This is a genomic window from Lelliottia sp. AC1 (genome assembly GCF_023278595.1).
Taxonomy (GTDB): Bacteria; Pseudomonadota; Gammaproteobacteria; order Enterobacterales; family Enterobacteriaceae; genus Enterobacter; species Enterobacter nimipressuralis.
Genome location: NZ_CP025699.1, coordinates 1,072,666 through 1,086,614, shown reverse-complemented (window position 1 = coordinate 1,086,614; position 13,949 = coordinate 1,072,666). Strand labels below are relative to the sequence as shown.

At 52.3% G+C, this 13,949-nt stretch carries 12 protein-coding genes; 3 read left to right on the top strand and 9 right to left on the bottom strand.

What is annotated here, in order from left to right; genetic code table 11:
- The first annotated feature begins 21 nt into the window (after window positions 1-21).
- On the top strand, window positions 22-717 hold the full coding sequence (gene queC / locus C0560_RS05075) for a 7-cyano-7-deazaguanine synthase QueC (protein ID WP_100777400.1): 696 nt from the start codon (window positions 22-24) through the stop codon (window positions 715-717).
- 43 nt (window positions 718-760) lie between these two features.
- Here queC and C0560_RS05070 read toward each other — a convergent pair whose 3' ends face one another.
- From C0560_RS05070 to bolA, 9 genes are all read right to left on the bottom strand, one after another.
- Entirely contained in the window at window positions 761-1,159 is a 399-nt protein-coding gene (locus tag C0560_RS05070; protein WP_095281007.1) for a YbgC/FadM family acyl-CoA thioesterase, read from the bottom strand.
- A gap of 98 nt (window positions 1,160-1,257) precedes the next feature.
- Window positions 1,258-1,644, bottom strand: coding sequence for a helix-hairpin-helix domain-containing protein (locus C0560_RS05065; protein ID WP_248859753.1), 387 nt, complete (start codon window positions 1,642-1,644; stop codon window positions 1,258-1,260).
- 148 nt (window positions 1,645-1,792) lie between these two features.
- Complete coding sequence (gene ppiD, locus C0560_RS05060; protein ID WP_248859752.1) at window positions 1,793-3,667, bottom strand: peptidylprolyl isomerase; 1,875 nt, start codon at window positions 3,665-3,667, stop codon at window positions 1,793-1,795.
- A gap of 211 nt (window positions 3,668-3,878) precedes the next feature.
- Window positions 3,879-4,151, bottom strand: coding sequence for a nucleoid-associated protein HU-beta (hupB, locus tag C0560_RS05055; RefSeq protein ID WP_010428111.1), 273 nt, complete (start codon window positions 4,149-4,151; stop codon window positions 3,879-3,881).
- Window positions 4,152-4,361: 210 nt separating this feature from the next.
- Complete coding sequence (lon, locus tag C0560_RS05050) at window positions 4,362-6,716, bottom strand: endopeptidase La (RefSeq protein WP_100777403.1); 2,355 nt, start codon at window positions 6,714-6,716, stop codon at window positions 4,362-4,364.
- Between the two features lie 181 nt (window positions 6,717-6,897).
- Window positions 6,898-8,172: an ATP-dependent protease ATP-binding subunit ClpX gene (gene clpX, locus C0560_RS05045; RefSeq protein WP_095281003.1), complete on the bottom strand. Its 1,275-nt coding sequence runs from the start codon at window positions 8,170-8,172 to the stop codon at window positions 6,898-6,900.
- A 126-nt stretch (window positions 8,173-8,298) separates the two neighbouring features.
- Window positions 8,299-8,922, bottom strand: coding sequence for an ATP-dependent Clp endopeptidase proteolytic subunit ClpP (gene clpP / locus C0560_RS05040; RefSeq protein ID WP_003021624.1), 624 nt, complete (start codon window positions 8,920-8,922; stop codon window positions 8,299-8,301).
- Window positions 8,923-9,182: 260 nt separating this feature from the next.
- Window positions 9,183-10,481 (bottom strand): trigger factor, encoded by a 1,299-nt coding sequence (gene tig / locus C0560_RS05035; RefSeq protein ID WP_100777404.1) that lies wholly within the window; start codon window positions 10,479-10,481, stop codon window positions 9,183-9,185.
- Between the two features lie 333 nt (window positions 10,482-10,814).
- Window positions 10,815-11,132: a transcriptional regulator BolA gene (bolA, locus tag C0560_RS05030; RefSeq protein WP_100777405.1), complete on the bottom strand. Its 318-nt coding sequence runs from the start codon at window positions 11,130-11,132 to the stop codon at window positions 10,815-10,817.
- 305 nt (window positions 11,133-11,437) lie between these two features.
- Here bolA and C0560_RS05025 point away from each other — a divergent pair, with 305 nt between their 5' ends.
- Both C0560_RS05025 and ampG read left to right on the top strand, forming a co-directional pair.
- The gene (locus C0560_RS05025) at window positions 11,438-12,016 is read left to right on the top strand and encodes a lipoprotein (RefSeq protein WP_100777406.1); all 579 of its coding nucleotides are present in this window, start codon (window positions 11,438-11,440) and stop codon (window positions 12,014-12,016) included.
- 46 nt (window positions 12,017-12,062) lie between these two features.
- Window positions 12,063-13,538 (top strand): muropeptide MFS transporter AmpG, encoded by a 1,476-nt coding sequence (gene ampG, locus C0560_RS05020; protein WP_248859751.1) that lies wholly within the window; start codon window positions 12,063-12,065, stop codon window positions 13,536-13,538.
- The last annotated feature ends 411 nt before the right edge of the window (window positions 13,539-13,949 follow it).

The window sequence follows — 13,949 nt, the reverse complement described above, 5'->3', positions numbered from 1 at the left end:
CGATACTGTTGAGACCTATTTATGAAACGTGCCGTCGTCGTGTTCAGCGGAGGACAGGATTCCACCACCTGTCTGGTTCAGGCCCTGCATCAATATGATGAAGTGCATTGTGTGACGTTTGATTATGGTCAGCGCCATCGCGCTGAAATCGACGTGGCCCGCGAACTGGCGCTGAAACTGGGCGCACGTGCGCATAAAGTGCTGGACGTCACGCTGTTAAACGAACTGGCTGTCAGCAGCCTGACGCGCGACAGTATTCCTGTCCCTGACTATGAGCCTGATGCCAGCGGCATTCCCAATACCTTTGTACCGGGCCGCAACATCCTGTTCCTGACGCTCACCGCGATTTATGCCTACCAGGTAAAAGCGGAGGCGATCATCACCGGCGTGTGCGAAACCGATTTTTCCGGCTACCCGGATTGCCGCGACGAGTTCGTGAAAGCCCTTAATCACGCCGTGGATCTGGGTATGGCAAAAGAGATTCGCTTTGAAACGCCGCTGATGTGGCTCGATAAAGCCGAGACCTGGGCGTTAGCCGACTACTGGGGCAAACTGGATCTGGTGCGTAATGAAACGCTGACCTGCTACAACGGCATCAAAGGCGACGGCTGTGGGCAATGTGCCGCCTGTAACCTGCGCGCCAACGGTCTGAATCATTACCTGGCCGATAAGCCTGCAGTGATGGCGCTGATGAAGAAAAAAACCGGGCTGAAATAAGCCCTGGCGCGACCGGGTGAAGGACATTCACCCGGACGCAACATTATTCGATTAACAGATCGAGCTTCTCGCGTAACTCGCCTTCTAACGGCAGCGCTTTCTGCGTTTTTAAATCAATGCAGACAAAGGTAATCAGCGCATCAGCCACCACCTGCCCTTCGGGGTCCAGCGTCACGACCTGACTCAACACGCCGCTTTTACCGTTTAACTGCTGCAACTGGCTCGTCACCGTCAGGCGATCGCCCAGCACCGCAGGACGGCGGTAGTTGATATTGATATTGGCAACCACAAAAGCGATGTTGTGCGCCGTGAGCCACTGGAAGCTTTCGCTGTTTTCCAGCCCGTCCCAGCGAGCCTCTTCGAGGAATTCGAGATAACGAGCATTATTCACATGCTGGTAAACATCGAGATGGTAACCGCGTACTTTGATCTGAGTCTGCATAGCGCACTAGCCCTGAAATTGTTATAGGATGAGAGGTCATAACTGGTATGACCTCTTTATCCTGGCAAAATTTTGCCACTGTGCAAGTTATTGTGTGATTACAGTGTCAGGTGCGTGAGGTTGCGCTCAACCAGCGCGTTACCGATCCCCGGTACCTGCTTCAAATCATCGACGGTTTTAAACGGACCGTATTCGTCACGATAGCCGACAATGGCCTGCGCTTTTTTCAGCCCAACGCCATTCATGACGCGCGCCAGATCCTCTGCCGAGGCAGAGTTGATGCTGACCCTAGTACCTTCGTCGTCGGTCGCTTTATTGCTGGCGGTCGCCTTAGGCTGGGAAGCTGCCGCGTCCGGCGTGGTGGCTTCAGCCGTCGTCGCAACGGTATGCGCTTTCGCTGCCGGTGTCGCCGCCAGTGCGCTAAAACTCATCCCCGCTGTGGCGATCGCAAGCGTCATTAATAGTGCTTTGATTCCATGTTTCATGCTGTTTTCTCCTTGTTTGTTGACAGCGAAGCCACAATACCCGCCCTCAAAAACAACAACAAACAGCAGATTTCAGAAATGGAAAAGGCCGCGTAAGCGGCCTTTAAATATTGCAGTGCGTTGCGAAAATCTGCGAGCAGCGCCGTAATTACTGCTGCTGCGTGATGATATCGCCCAGCTTGATTTTAGCGTCTTTGCGCAGGTTGCTCATCAGTGCTTCGAAAGCGATCTGGGCGTTGTTCTGGGTGATGCCCTGAACCATCGCTTTTTTCTGCTCTTCCGGCATGGTGCCTGCTTTCACTTCGTCAAGCGCCAGCAGAACGATGTTGCCCTGCATGTCAGACGCCGTACCAAAGCTCGGTTTGTCTTTCGCAGGCAGGCTCAGGCCAAACGCCGCCTGGCTCACCGGATCCTGACCTGTACGGCTCAGGGTTTTCGCCTCACCGAAGCTCAGACCCGCCGCTTTCAGCGCCGCATCACCTTTACCTGCTTTCAGCTCAGCCAGCAGTTTTTCTGCATCCAGCTTCGCCTGCTGTTCAGCTTTGGTGTGTTTGACCAGAGTAGCAATCTGATCTTTCACAGCATCCAGCGGTTTGATGGTTTCGGCTTTATGCTCCGCAATACGCAGAACAAACGCACGATCGCCGTCAACGGTGATGATGTCAGAGTTGCTGCCCGGCGTACCGTTCTCACCCACCAGACCACCGTTGAAGATGGCATCGGCAACCGGTTTGAAGTTCAGCTCTTCAGGCAGGTTGTCGTGACCGAACCAGCCCGTTTCTACGGCTTTCACGCCAGCAGCCTGCTCAGCACCCGCCAGAGATTCGTTGTCGTTGCTTGCCGCGTCGCTCACTTTCTGCTGCAGCGCGTAGTACGCATCCAGCGCTTTCTCTTGCTTCACTTTCGCGGCGATATCATCGCGAACGTCAGCCAGCGGTTTAGTTTTAGCAGGCTGGACATCATCCAGACGCGCCACCAGGAAACCGACAGAGGATTTGATCACACCGGACAGCTGGCCTTTCTCTTTCAGGCCCGCGTTTTTCAGCTCGTCTGGTGTGGTAGCGTCTTCCAGCCAGCCCATATCACCGCCGTTTTTCGCAGAGATGATGTCGGTGGATTTCGTTTTGGCCAGTGTCGCAAAGTCGGCGCCTTTAGCCAGCTCGTCGACAACCGCCTTAGCATCGGCTTCAGTTTTGGTCTGAATGACGCTGTAACGGTTACGCTGCGCCTGAGTGAACTGATCCTGGTGCTGGTCGTAGTAAGACTGTACTTCGCTGTCAGACGCTGTTTCCGGCATCGCTGCGGCATCCAGCTTGATGTAGCTCACACGGAACTGCTCAGGTGCGGTGAAGTTGTTTTTGTTCTGCTCGTAGTAGGCTTTGATCTCGTCGTCGCTGACTGACTGTTTTGCCGCCAGTGCGTTGACATCAATCGTTGCGGTGCGAACGACACGCTGCTGAGCCACCAGGGCTGCCAGCTCGTCGGTTTCGCCCTTAAGCATGAAATCGGTACCGACTACCGCGTTAATCAGTTGCTGTGTGGTCAGCTGATTACGCAGCGCCTGAGCGTATTGATCCGGCGTCATCCCCATCTGATTGACGATGGCGGTGTAGCGGGAGTTATCGAATTTACCGTTAGACTGGAAAGCCTGGGTCGCGAAAATGGCCTTTTTGACCTGCTCATCGCTAATGCCCAGCCCCAGGTGTCGGGAATACTGATCGAGCAGCGCTTCGTCGATAAGACGATTCACGGTCTGCTGACGGAGGGTTTTCATGTAGCCTTCGTTCGCTGCAAGCTCAGAGAACTGTTCGCCCAGCTGTTGCTGCATGCGATTACGTTCCCCGGCAAAGGCATTTTCAAACTGCCCGCGGCTGATTTCCTGGCCATTCACTTTCGCGGCGTAGTTGCTACTACCGCCAATCAGGTATCCACTCACACCGGTCAAAATAAACGACACGATAATGATACCGAAAATAATCTTGAGCACGAGACTGTTAGCAGCCGTGCGTAAGTTGTCCATCATGGTGAAACCACACTCCGCTGTAGGTGACTGGTGACCTCACGCTGGGGAAAATCCTGACCGCAGCGCGTAAGGTTGTATTGTGACAAGAAACCGGGGTAAATGTCAGCCCACAACGCGCATAAACTCGCATAAAGTCGCGCTGGACAAACAAAAAAGGCACATCAAATGATGCGCCCTTGTACTTTTCAACTTCCCTTGAACGAGAAAGCGATCAGTTTACTGCGTCTTTCAGTGCTTTACCTGCACGGAAACCTGGCACTTTAGCGGCAGCGATGGTGATCTCTTTACCGGTCTGAGGGTTGCGGCCAGTACGGGCAGCACGCTCTTTAACAGCAAAAGTACCAAAACCTACCAGCGCAACGTCATCCCCGGATTGCAGAGATTCAGTTACAGAGGCAATTAATGCATCTAACGCACGTCCAGCCGCAGCTTTAGAGATATCAGCACCCGCAGCAATTTTGTCAATCAGTTGAGATTTATTCACTGTTCTCTTCCTCTCTTTATAATTTATATCGCGCCTGAATCCTTCACGACGCGACCGCGCAGCAGTTATATCAGGCCTGCCATGACCTTACAACACCCGTTGTTGATGGCTAACCCAATCAGCAATCTAAATTAGCTATACAAAAAAAGGCTGGCAAGTGAGAAATCACCTGTCAGCCTTGTTTTTCTTAGCGCTCTTTGCGCGAGGTCACTATTTTGCGGTTACGACCTGCATTCCAGAGGGCTCATTCTGCAGCGCAAGGCTCAGAACTTCCTCAATGCGTTTCACCGGATGGATATCCAGATCGGCGATTACATTGTCAGGAATCTCTTCCAGATCACGTTTGTTCTCATGCGGGATCAATACGGTTTTAATACCACCGCGGTGTGCAGCCAGCAGTTTTTCTTTCAAACCACCGATCGGCAGCACCAGACCACGCAGCGTGATCTCACCCGTCATCGCCACATCAGCGCGAACCGGGTTACCCGTCAGACAGGAGACCAGCGCGGTACACATCGCGATACCGGCACTTGGGCCGTCTTTCGGCGTAGCCCCTTCAGGAACGTGGACGTGAATGTCGCGTTTTTCGTAGAAGTCTGGATTAATACCCAGCTTCTCCGCACGCGCACGGACCACGGTCAGCGCTGCCTGAATGGACTCCTGCATAACTTCGCCCAGAGAACCGGTGTAAGTCAGCTTGCCTTTGCCTGGCACACAGGCGGTTTCGATGGTCAGCAGATCGCCGCCCACTTCCGTCCATGCCAGACCGGTCACTTGGCCCACGCGGTTTTCGTTATCGGCACGGCCATAATCAAAGCGCTGTACGCCCAGATATTCGTGCAGATTGTCGCCGTTGATCTCGATGTGCTTCAGGGATTTATCCAGCAGAAGCTGTTTAACCGCCTTACGACACAGTTTAGAGATTTCACGCTCAAGGCTACGCACGCCCGCTTCACGAGTGTAGTAACGAATAATGCTGATAATCGCACTGTCGTCGACCGTAATCTCGCTCTCTTTCAGCGCGTTACGCTCAATCTGTTTCGACAACAGATGGCGCTTGGCAATGTTCAGTTTTTCGTCTTCGGTGTAACCGGACAGACGGATCACTTCCATACGATCCAGCAGCGGAGCCGGAATGTTCATGGAGTTGGAGGTCGCAACAAACATCACATCGCTGAGATCGTAGTCCACTTCCAGATAGTGATCGCTGAACGCCACGTTCTGTTCTGGATCTAACACTTCAAGCAGAGCAGACGCCGGATCGCCACGCATGTCCGAAGACATTTTGTCGATCTCATCGAGCAGGAACAGCGGGTTTTTAACGCCCACTTTCGCCATTTTCTGAATCAGTTTACCCGGCATGGAGCCGATGTACGTGCGACGGTGACCGCGAATTTCCGCTTCATCACGCACGCCGCCGAGCGCCATACGGATGTATTTACGTCCGGTAGCTTTGGCGATGGACTGACCCAGAGAGGTTTTACCCACACCAGGAGGCCCTACCAGGCACAGAATCGGGCCTTTCAGCTTGTTCACACGGCTCTGAACCGCAAGATACTCAAGGATACGGTCTTTGACGCGCTCAAGGCCGTAGTGGTCGGTATCAAGGATCTCTTGCGCCTGACGCAGGTCTTTTTTGACCTTGCTACGGGCATTCCACGGTACCTGTACCATCCATTCGATATAGCCGCGAACCACGGTCGCTTCAGCCGACATCGGAGACATCATTTTCAGCTTCTGCAGTTCTGCTTCGGCTTTCTCTTTTGCCTCTTTCGGCATTTTCGCCGCGTCGATCTTACGCTTCAGCGCTTCGTTTTCGTCTGGCGCGTCGTCCATCTCGCCGAGCTCTTTCTGAATGGCTTTCATTTGCTCGTTCAGATAGTACTCGCGCTGGGATTTCTCCATCTGCTTTTTGACGCGGTTGCGAATGCGTTTCTCAACCTGCAGCAGGTCGATTTCGGATTCCATCATCGCCATCAGATATTCCAGACGCTCGTTCACGTCGGACATCTCCAGCACGGACTGTTTATCAGCCAGCTTCAGCGGCATGTGTGCAGCGATGGTGTCCGCCAGACGCGCAGGATCGTCGATGCTATTGAGCGACGTCAGCACTTCTGGTGGGATTTTTTTGTTCAGCTTGATATAGCCTTCAAACTGGCTAATCGCCGTGCGCACCAGCACTTCCTGCTCGCGCTCGTCGAGCTGTGGCGACTCAAGGTACTCCGCTTTGGCAGAGAAGTGTTCGCCATCGTCAGAAAGCGTAGTGATACGCGCACGCTGCAAGCCCTCTACCAGCACCTTCACGGTGCCGTCAGGCAGCTTCAGCATTTGCAAAATAGAGGCCACGGTCCCGACGGTGAAAAGATCGTTTACACCCGGCTCATCCGTTGATGCTTCTTTCTGCGCCACCAGCATGATTTTCTTATCATGATCCATGGCGGCTTCAAGGCAACGGATAGATTTTTCCCGCCCTACAAATAAGGGTATGACCATGTGCGGATAAACCACCACATCGCGCAGCGGCAATACGGGGATTTCAATGCGTTCAGAACGCTCAGGATTCATAGAGCTCTCTCTTAGTTTAGTGTCCGCCAGGTAAGCAGGTCATGTCACTGTGTTACACAACCATAAACATGTAACCAGTATATGGGGATGTTTCCCACACATTCAACGCTATGAATAAGGAAAAATAAAAGGGGAGATAAAATCCCCCCTTTTTGATTAACTGCTTGTATGATTTGGCTAATTATTCGCCAGACGCCTGCTGGGCTTCCGGTTTGCCATACATCAGCATTGGTTTAGATTGGCCGCTGATAACGGATTCGTCGATCACCACTTTTTCGACATCTTCCATGGACGGTAAATCGTACATGGTGTCGAGCAGCGCCGCTTCAACGATTGAGCGCAAACCACGCGCACCCGTTTTACGGACCATCGCTTTCTTCGCGATAGCGACCAGCGCTTCGTCACGGAACTCCAGATCCACGCCTTCCAGATTGAACAATGCCTGATACTGCTTGGTCAGCGCATTTTTCGGCTCTTTCAGGATCTGAATCAGCGCATCTTCACTCAGCTCATTCAGCGTTGCCACTACCGGCAGACGACCGATGAATTCAGGAATCAGACCAAACTTGATCAAATCTTCTGGCTCAACCTGCGACAGCAGTTCGCCTTCGTTCGCTTTCTCGGACTTGGCTTTCACCGTCGCGCCAAAACCAATGCCGGAGCCGGTTTCAACACGGTTGGCGATCACTTTATCCAGCCCTGCGAACGCGCCACCGCAGATGAACAGGATCTTAGAGGTATCGACCTGCAAGAACTCCTGCTGCGGATGTTTGCGTCCACCCTGCGGTGGAACGGCGGCAACCGTACCTTCGATAAGCTTCAGCAGAGCCTGCTGCACGCCTTCGCCCGATACGTCACGGGTGATGGACGGGTTATCGGATTTACGAGAGATTTTGTCGATCTCATCGATATATACGATACCGCGCTGGGCTTTCTGCACGTCGTAGTCACACTTCTGCAGGAGCTTCTGAATGATGTTTTCAACGTCTTCACCCACGTAACCGGCTTCGGTCAGCGTGGTAGCATCAGCCATGGTGAACGGAACATCCAGCAGACGTGCCAGCGTTTCGGCCAGCAGCGTTTTACCGGAACCCGTTGGGCCGATCAGCAAAATGTTACTTTTGCCAAGCTCAACGCCATTGCTGGTATCGCCGTTACGCAGACGTTTGTAGTGGTTGTACACTGCAACTGCCAGCACCTTTTTCGCCGGTTCCTGGCCGATGACGTAATCATCAAGATGATGACGGATCTCGTGCGGAGTCGGCAATGCGCTGCGCTCACGATGAGGCGCTACTTCTTTAATCTCTTCGCGGATAATGTCGTTACATAAATCGACACATTCGTCGCAGATATACACGGACGGCCCGGCAATCAGTTTTCGCACTTCATGCTGGCTTTTGCCGCAAAAAGAGCAGTACAGCAGTTTGCCCGAACCATCTTTGCGTTTATCTGTCATGAGTCCAAACCTCTTTTTAAGTTCTTTGTGCCGCACATGACGACGCAAATGCCATTCTCAGACGCAAGTTACTGTGAAGCAAAATGCCGCCTACCTTAGTATAGCGGCACACTCGCGCCGTGGGCATCAATTACGATGGGTCAAAATGGAGTCGACTAAGCCGTACTCAACTGCCTCTGATGCGGAGAGGAAGCGATCGCGCTCGGTATCACGCTCGATCTGCTCAAGTGATTGACCCGTGTGGTGCGCCATAAGTTCATTCATGCGCCCTTTCACTTTCAGAATTTCACGCGCATGAATTTCAATGTCTGTCGCCTGGCCCTGGTATCCGCCCAGCGGCTGGTGAATCATCACGCGGGAATTTGGCAGACAGAAACGTTTGCCTTTTGCCCCTGCGGTCAGCAGGAACGCACCCATCGATGCCGCCTGCCCCATACAAATGGTGCTAACGTCAGGCTTGATGAACTGCATGGTGTCATAAATGGACATCCCGGCAGTGATCACGCCGCCAGGGGAGTTAATATACAGGTAAATGTCTTTTTCCGGGTTTTCCGCTTCCAGGAACAGCATCTGCGCCACGATCAGGTTCGCCATATGGTCTTCCACCTGGCCGGTCAGAAAGATAACGCGTTCCTTGAGCAGACGGGAATAGATATCAAAAGAACGTTCACCGCGAGAGGTCTGTTCAATAACCATTGGCACCAGAGCCATATGGGGTGCAAAGTTATCTCGTTCGCCACTGTATGACATTTCCGTCTCCTGGATAAAAATTGGAAAATACCTGCTGTACTGATTGTAACCTTATGGACGGATTATCAGCCAGTCTCATTCATCGTGATTACACACTTATGGGGACGGCATCGCCATATTTCAAGCATAACAATCTTTTGGTGTAACGCTAACACTGAAAGGGCGTTTTAGCACTCTTCCTGGGCTATTACTGCGATAAAAAAAACCCGTTACCAAATGGCAACGGGTTTTTGTTCAAACTTTAAACCGTTGGGGCAGAATTACGCCTGCTGGTTCATCAGTTCGTTGAAAGAAGTGGCTTTTTCAGTCACTTTTGCTTTAGCCAGAACCGCTTCAACAGCCTGCTCTTCCAGGGCTACGTTGCGCATGTTGTCCATCAGCTCTTTGTTGCTGCCGTAGAACTCAACCACTTCACGCGGATCTTCGTAAGCAGAAGCCATCTCTTCGATCAGGCCTTTCACGCGATCTTCGTCAGCTTTCAGCTCGTGGGTACGAATCACTTCGCCCAGCAGCAGACCGACTACAACGCGGCGTTTAGCCTGCTCTTCGAACAGTTCGCGAGGCAGTTCCAGCGCTTGCTGCTGGTTGCCACCGAAGCGCTGTGCAGCCTGGCGACGCAGAACGTCGATTTCGCTGTCAATCAGTGCTGCAGGAACGTCGATTTCGTTCGCTTTCACCAGACCTTCGATAGCCTGAGATTTCACACGGTTACGCACGGCGCCGTTCAGCTCGCGCTCCATGTTTTTACGCACTTCTGCACGCAGACCGGCTACGGAGCCATCTTCAACGCCGAAACGTTTGATGAACTCTTCAGTCAGTTCTGGCAGTTCGCGCTCTTCAACTTTCTTCAGGTTGATAACGAACTTCGCTGCTTTACCTTTCAGGTTTTCAGCGTGGTATTCTTCAGGGAAGGTCACGTCGATGGTGAACTCTTCGCCCGCTTTGTGGCCTTTGATACCGTCTTCGAAGCCTGGGATCATACGACCCTGGCCCATCGCCAGTACGAAGTCAGTCGCTTTGCCGCCTTCGAACTCTTCGCCATCTACAGAGCCGGAGAAGTCGATGGTGACACGGTCTTCTGCTTCAACAGCGCCGTCTTTGTCTTTCCAGTTCGCCTGCTGCTTACGCAGAGTATCCAGCATGCCGTCAACGTCGGTGTCGGTCACTTCAACGATTGGTTTTTCAACTTCGATGGTGTCCAGACCTTTCAGCTCAACTTCTGGGTAAACTTCGAACTCTACGGAGTAGGTGAAGTCTTCGCCCAGTTTGTATTCGCCCGGAACGTAGTTCGGTGCGCCGGCTGGATTGATTTTTTCTTTGATGATGGCATCAATGAAGTTGCGGCTCATCAGGTCACCCAGCACGTCCTGGCGAACAGAAGCGCCATAACGCTGAGCAACGACATTCATCGGTACTTTACCCTTACGGAAGCCGTCAATACGTACTTTTTTTGCTACGTTGACCAGCTCGCTTTTCACAGCAGTTTCGATGCTGTCAGCAGCGATAGTAATCGTTACACGGCGGCCAAGGCCTTGAGTGGTTTCAACTGAAACTTGCATCTTGTTACCTCAAAAAAATCACAGTGCTCGGTCAACTCTGAATTTGTCTCGCAATACCGGGATGCTCACTATTTAGCAGATTCACATTCCCTGTCGCCAGAATCATCCCGAAGACATTCATTAAGACGCGGCATTATAGCGGCATCACTTGGGTGAGTCGAGAACGGTTGGGGCATCTAGCTGCGGCTTTTTTCACAATTTAAGGCTATTTTTGGCCTAAAATTCGCCCCACACGTTCAAAACGCAGACAAAACAAAACGGCCCGCAGGCCGTCTTGACATCATTCTGTATGCAACATACTGGAAAAACTCCAGCGGTTGCAACCCGGATCGATTACGCGATGCTTCCCGCACCCCGACAAGGTGGTGAGGCGAAGATCGTATCCTGCAACCCTTCCCACTCCTTAATGGTGTAGGTATGAAGGGCCAGCGCATGCACTGTGGAGGAGAGTTCTTCCGTCAACGTTCCGTAGATCATACGGTGACGATTAAGGAAGCGTTCCCCTACGAAGCGGTCGCTAACCAGTACAACTTTGAAATGGCTTTCAGAACCGGCCGGCACGTTATGACGGTAGCTCTCATCGACAACTTCGAGGAACACGGGATTAAACGCTGTCCTTAGTTTTTCTTCGATCTGTTCACGTATCATCATGATATTACTCCTCTGACAACGCTGAGATGTCACCCATCCCTTTAAATGTTAGCCGCTTTTACCGCTTCCATTACATCAAGACAACAAATATTTAGCTTTCGTCTGATTTCCTCATTCAAATGGATGAAGTTCACTGTCTCCCTCATACGTTTTGTCCCTGGTGCAGTAAAGAAAATGTCAGTGGTGGTCAGATTTCAGACAAGACGATGAATTTACATGCGTTGACCACTTCCCCTTGCCGTTAGCGATGTTATGATGGCGGCAATTTTTCTCTGTATATGCTAACGATCCGTTGAGAACCTGAAATGTTAAAAAAACTCTTCTTTCCGCTGGTAGCTCTCTTCATGCTGGCTGGTTGCGCCACTCCGCCGACCACCATTGACGTTTCGCCAAAAATTACCCTGCCACAGCAGGACCCAAGCCTGATGGGCGTCACCGTGAGTATTAACGGTGCCGATCAGCGTCAGGATCAAGCGCTGGCGAAAGTGACTCGCGACAACCAGCAGGTGACGCTGACCGCTTCCCGCGACCTGCGCTTCCTGCTGCAGGAAGTGCTGGAAAAACAGATGACCGCTCGCGGTTATATGGTTGGCCCAAGCGGTGCTGTTGATCTGCAGATCATTGTCAACAATCTGTATGCCGACGTTTCTCAGGGCAACGTGCGTTACAATATCTCCACCAAAGCGGATATCGCCATCATCGCCACCGCGAAGAACGGCAACAAGATGAACAAAAACTATCGTGCAAGCTACTCGGTTGAAGGTGCCTTCCAGGCCTCCAACCAGAACATTGCTAACGCAGTGAATAGCGTGCTGACGGATACCATCGCCGACATGGCGCAGGACACCAGCATTCACGAATTCATCAAGCAGAACGCGCGTTAATCCCGCACACTGACCCGGCGCTTCGCCGGGTCAGTCATATAGAAACATGTCCAGTCATTACTTGCGTATTTTCCAGCGGCCAAAATCAGCGATATTGCTGATCCTTGGTTTCGCCTCCGGTTTACCTCTCGCCCTCACGTCCGGCACGCTTCAGGCCTGGATGACGGTCGAGAATATCGATCTCAAAACCATTGGGTTCTTCTCACTTGTCGGCCAGGCCTATGTCTTTAAGTTTTTATGGTCGCCGGTGATGGACCGCTATACCCCGCCATTCCTCGGCAGACGCCGTGGCTGGCTGGTGATGACTCAGATTCTGCTGTTGCTGGCGATCGCCGCGATGGGGTTCCTGGAGCCGTCAACACAATTACGCTGGATGGCCGCTCTGGCGGTGGTGATCGCCTTCTGTTCAGCCTCGCAGGATATCGTTTTTGATGCCTGGAAAACGGATGTACTACCGGCAGAAGAGCGCGGGACCGGCGCGGCGATTAGCGTTCTGGGCTATCGCCTGGGGATGCTGGTGTCCGGCGGGTTAGCTCTGTGGCTGGCCGACTGCTATCTCGGCTGGCAGGGGATGTACTGGCTGATGGCCGCCCTGCTTATCCCTTGCATTATTGCGACCTTTTTTGCCCCTGAACCGAGCGATGTTATCCCGGTTCCCCGCACGCTCGAGCAGGCCGTCGCCGAACCGCTGCGGGACTTCTTTGGGCGCAACAATGCCTGGCTGATTTTACTGCTGATTGTCCTTTATAAGCTCGGCGACGCGTTTGCCATGAGCCTGACCACCACGTTCCTGATTCGCGGTGTGGGGTTTGATGCAGGTGAAGTCGGCGTGGTGAATAAAACGCTGGGTCTGTTCGCAACCATTTTAGGCGCGCTGTATGGCGGCGTGTTGATGCAGCGTCTGTCGCTGTTCCGCGCACTGCTGATTTTCGGCATTTTGCAGGGCGTCTCCAACGCCGGTTACTGGCTGCTCTCTATTACCGATAAACAGATGTTCAGCATGGCTGCCGCCGTGTTCTTTGAAAACCTGTGCGGCGGGATGGGGACAGCAGCATTTGTCGCCCTGTTAATGACGCTCTGCAATAAGTCGTTTTCCGCGACACAGTTTGCGCTGCTCTCTGCCCTATCCGCTGTCGGTCGGGTGTATGTCGGGCCGATTGCAGGCTGGTTTGTCGAAGCGCACGGCTGGCCGACATTTTATCTGTTCTCCGTTTTTGCCGCGGTCCCAGGAATATTATTGCTGCTCGTCTGCCGACAGACGCTGGAATATACCCAGAAGACGGATCACTTTATGCCGCGCACAGAATATCAGGGCGCTTATCGTTTTGCCCTGCGGCTGTTGCTGGTCGGCTGTGTGATGCTGGCGCTGTGGCTGATCCTGTTGATTATCAACGCCTCCACGTCACTTGAACTGCCGTTTGAAGCAATCCTGCTGGACGTCGGCGGGTTACTTGCTGTCATCGGGATTGTCACCGGGGGTCTTCTCGATTTCATGGCACTGCGTAAAACGCGGCTGACCTGAAGCTAAAACCGAAAGGTTATTTACCGTGGTAATAACGACACGAAATTATAACGGAGAAATAACCGACCTCGGCCAGAAAAAATATTTGTTGTTTTGTGCTGGATAGGTTCCGGAAATTATTGGAACCTCCCCTGCTTCGCTATTTTTCGTTAAACGATTCAGCTTCTGGCAGATTAAATTTTCGTATTTCAATTGTCTTTTAATTGATGCTTTTTTGTTAATTTATTGTTTATTTTTAACAATGGTTATACCAATTGCCCCGTTTGCGGTATCCTTGTAAGCCCTTTCGTTATAACTCCCGTACCATCGGGCTTTTGTCTTAAAAATAGACATAATTTGCAACACATGTGACACGTGCGGCAGAACCCGGTAACACCTTCCTGACACAGGGCTAATGATGTTTACAGTAAT

Coding starts and splice junctions, on each gene's coding strand:
- C0560_RS05025 (WP_100777406.1), top strand. CDS start 11,438: ATGTTAAAAAAACTCTTCTTTCCGCTGGTAGCTCTCTTCATGCTGGCT.
- queC (WP_100777400.1), top strand. CDS start 22: ATGAAACGTGCCGTCGTCGTGTTCAGCGGAGGACAGGATTCCACCACC.
- ppiD (WP_248859752.1), bottom strand. CDS start 3,667: ATGATGGACAACTTACGCACGGCTGCTAACAGTCTCGTGCTCAAGATT.
- C0560_RS05065 (WP_248859753.1), bottom strand. CDS start 1,644: ATGAAACATGGAATCAAAGCACTATTAATGACGCTTGCGATCGCCACA.
- clpX (WP_095281003.1), bottom strand. CDS start 8,172: ATGACAGATAAACGCAAAGATGGTTCGGGCAAACTGCTGTACTGCTCT.
- tig (WP_100777404.1), bottom strand. CDS start 10,481: ATGCAAGTTTCAGTTGAAACCACTCAAGGCCTTGGCCGCCGTGTAACG.
- clpP (WP_003021624.1), bottom strand. CDS start 8,922: ATGTCATACAGTGGCGAACGAGATAACTTTGCACCCCATATGGCTCTG.
- ampG (WP_248859751.1), top strand. CDS start 12,063: ATGTCCAGTCATTACTTGCGTATTTTCCAGCGGCCAAAATCAGCGATA.
- C0560_RS05070 (WP_095281007.1), bottom strand. CDS start 1,159: ATGCAGACTCAGATCAAAGTACGCGGTTACCATCTCGATGTTTACCAG.
- lon (WP_100777403.1), bottom strand. CDS start 6,716: ATGAATCCTGAGCGTTCTGAACGCATTGAAATCCCCGTATTGCCGCTG.
- bolA (WP_100777405.1), bottom strand. CDS start 11,132: ATGATGATACGTGAACAGATCGAAGAAAAACTAAGGACAGCGTTTAAT.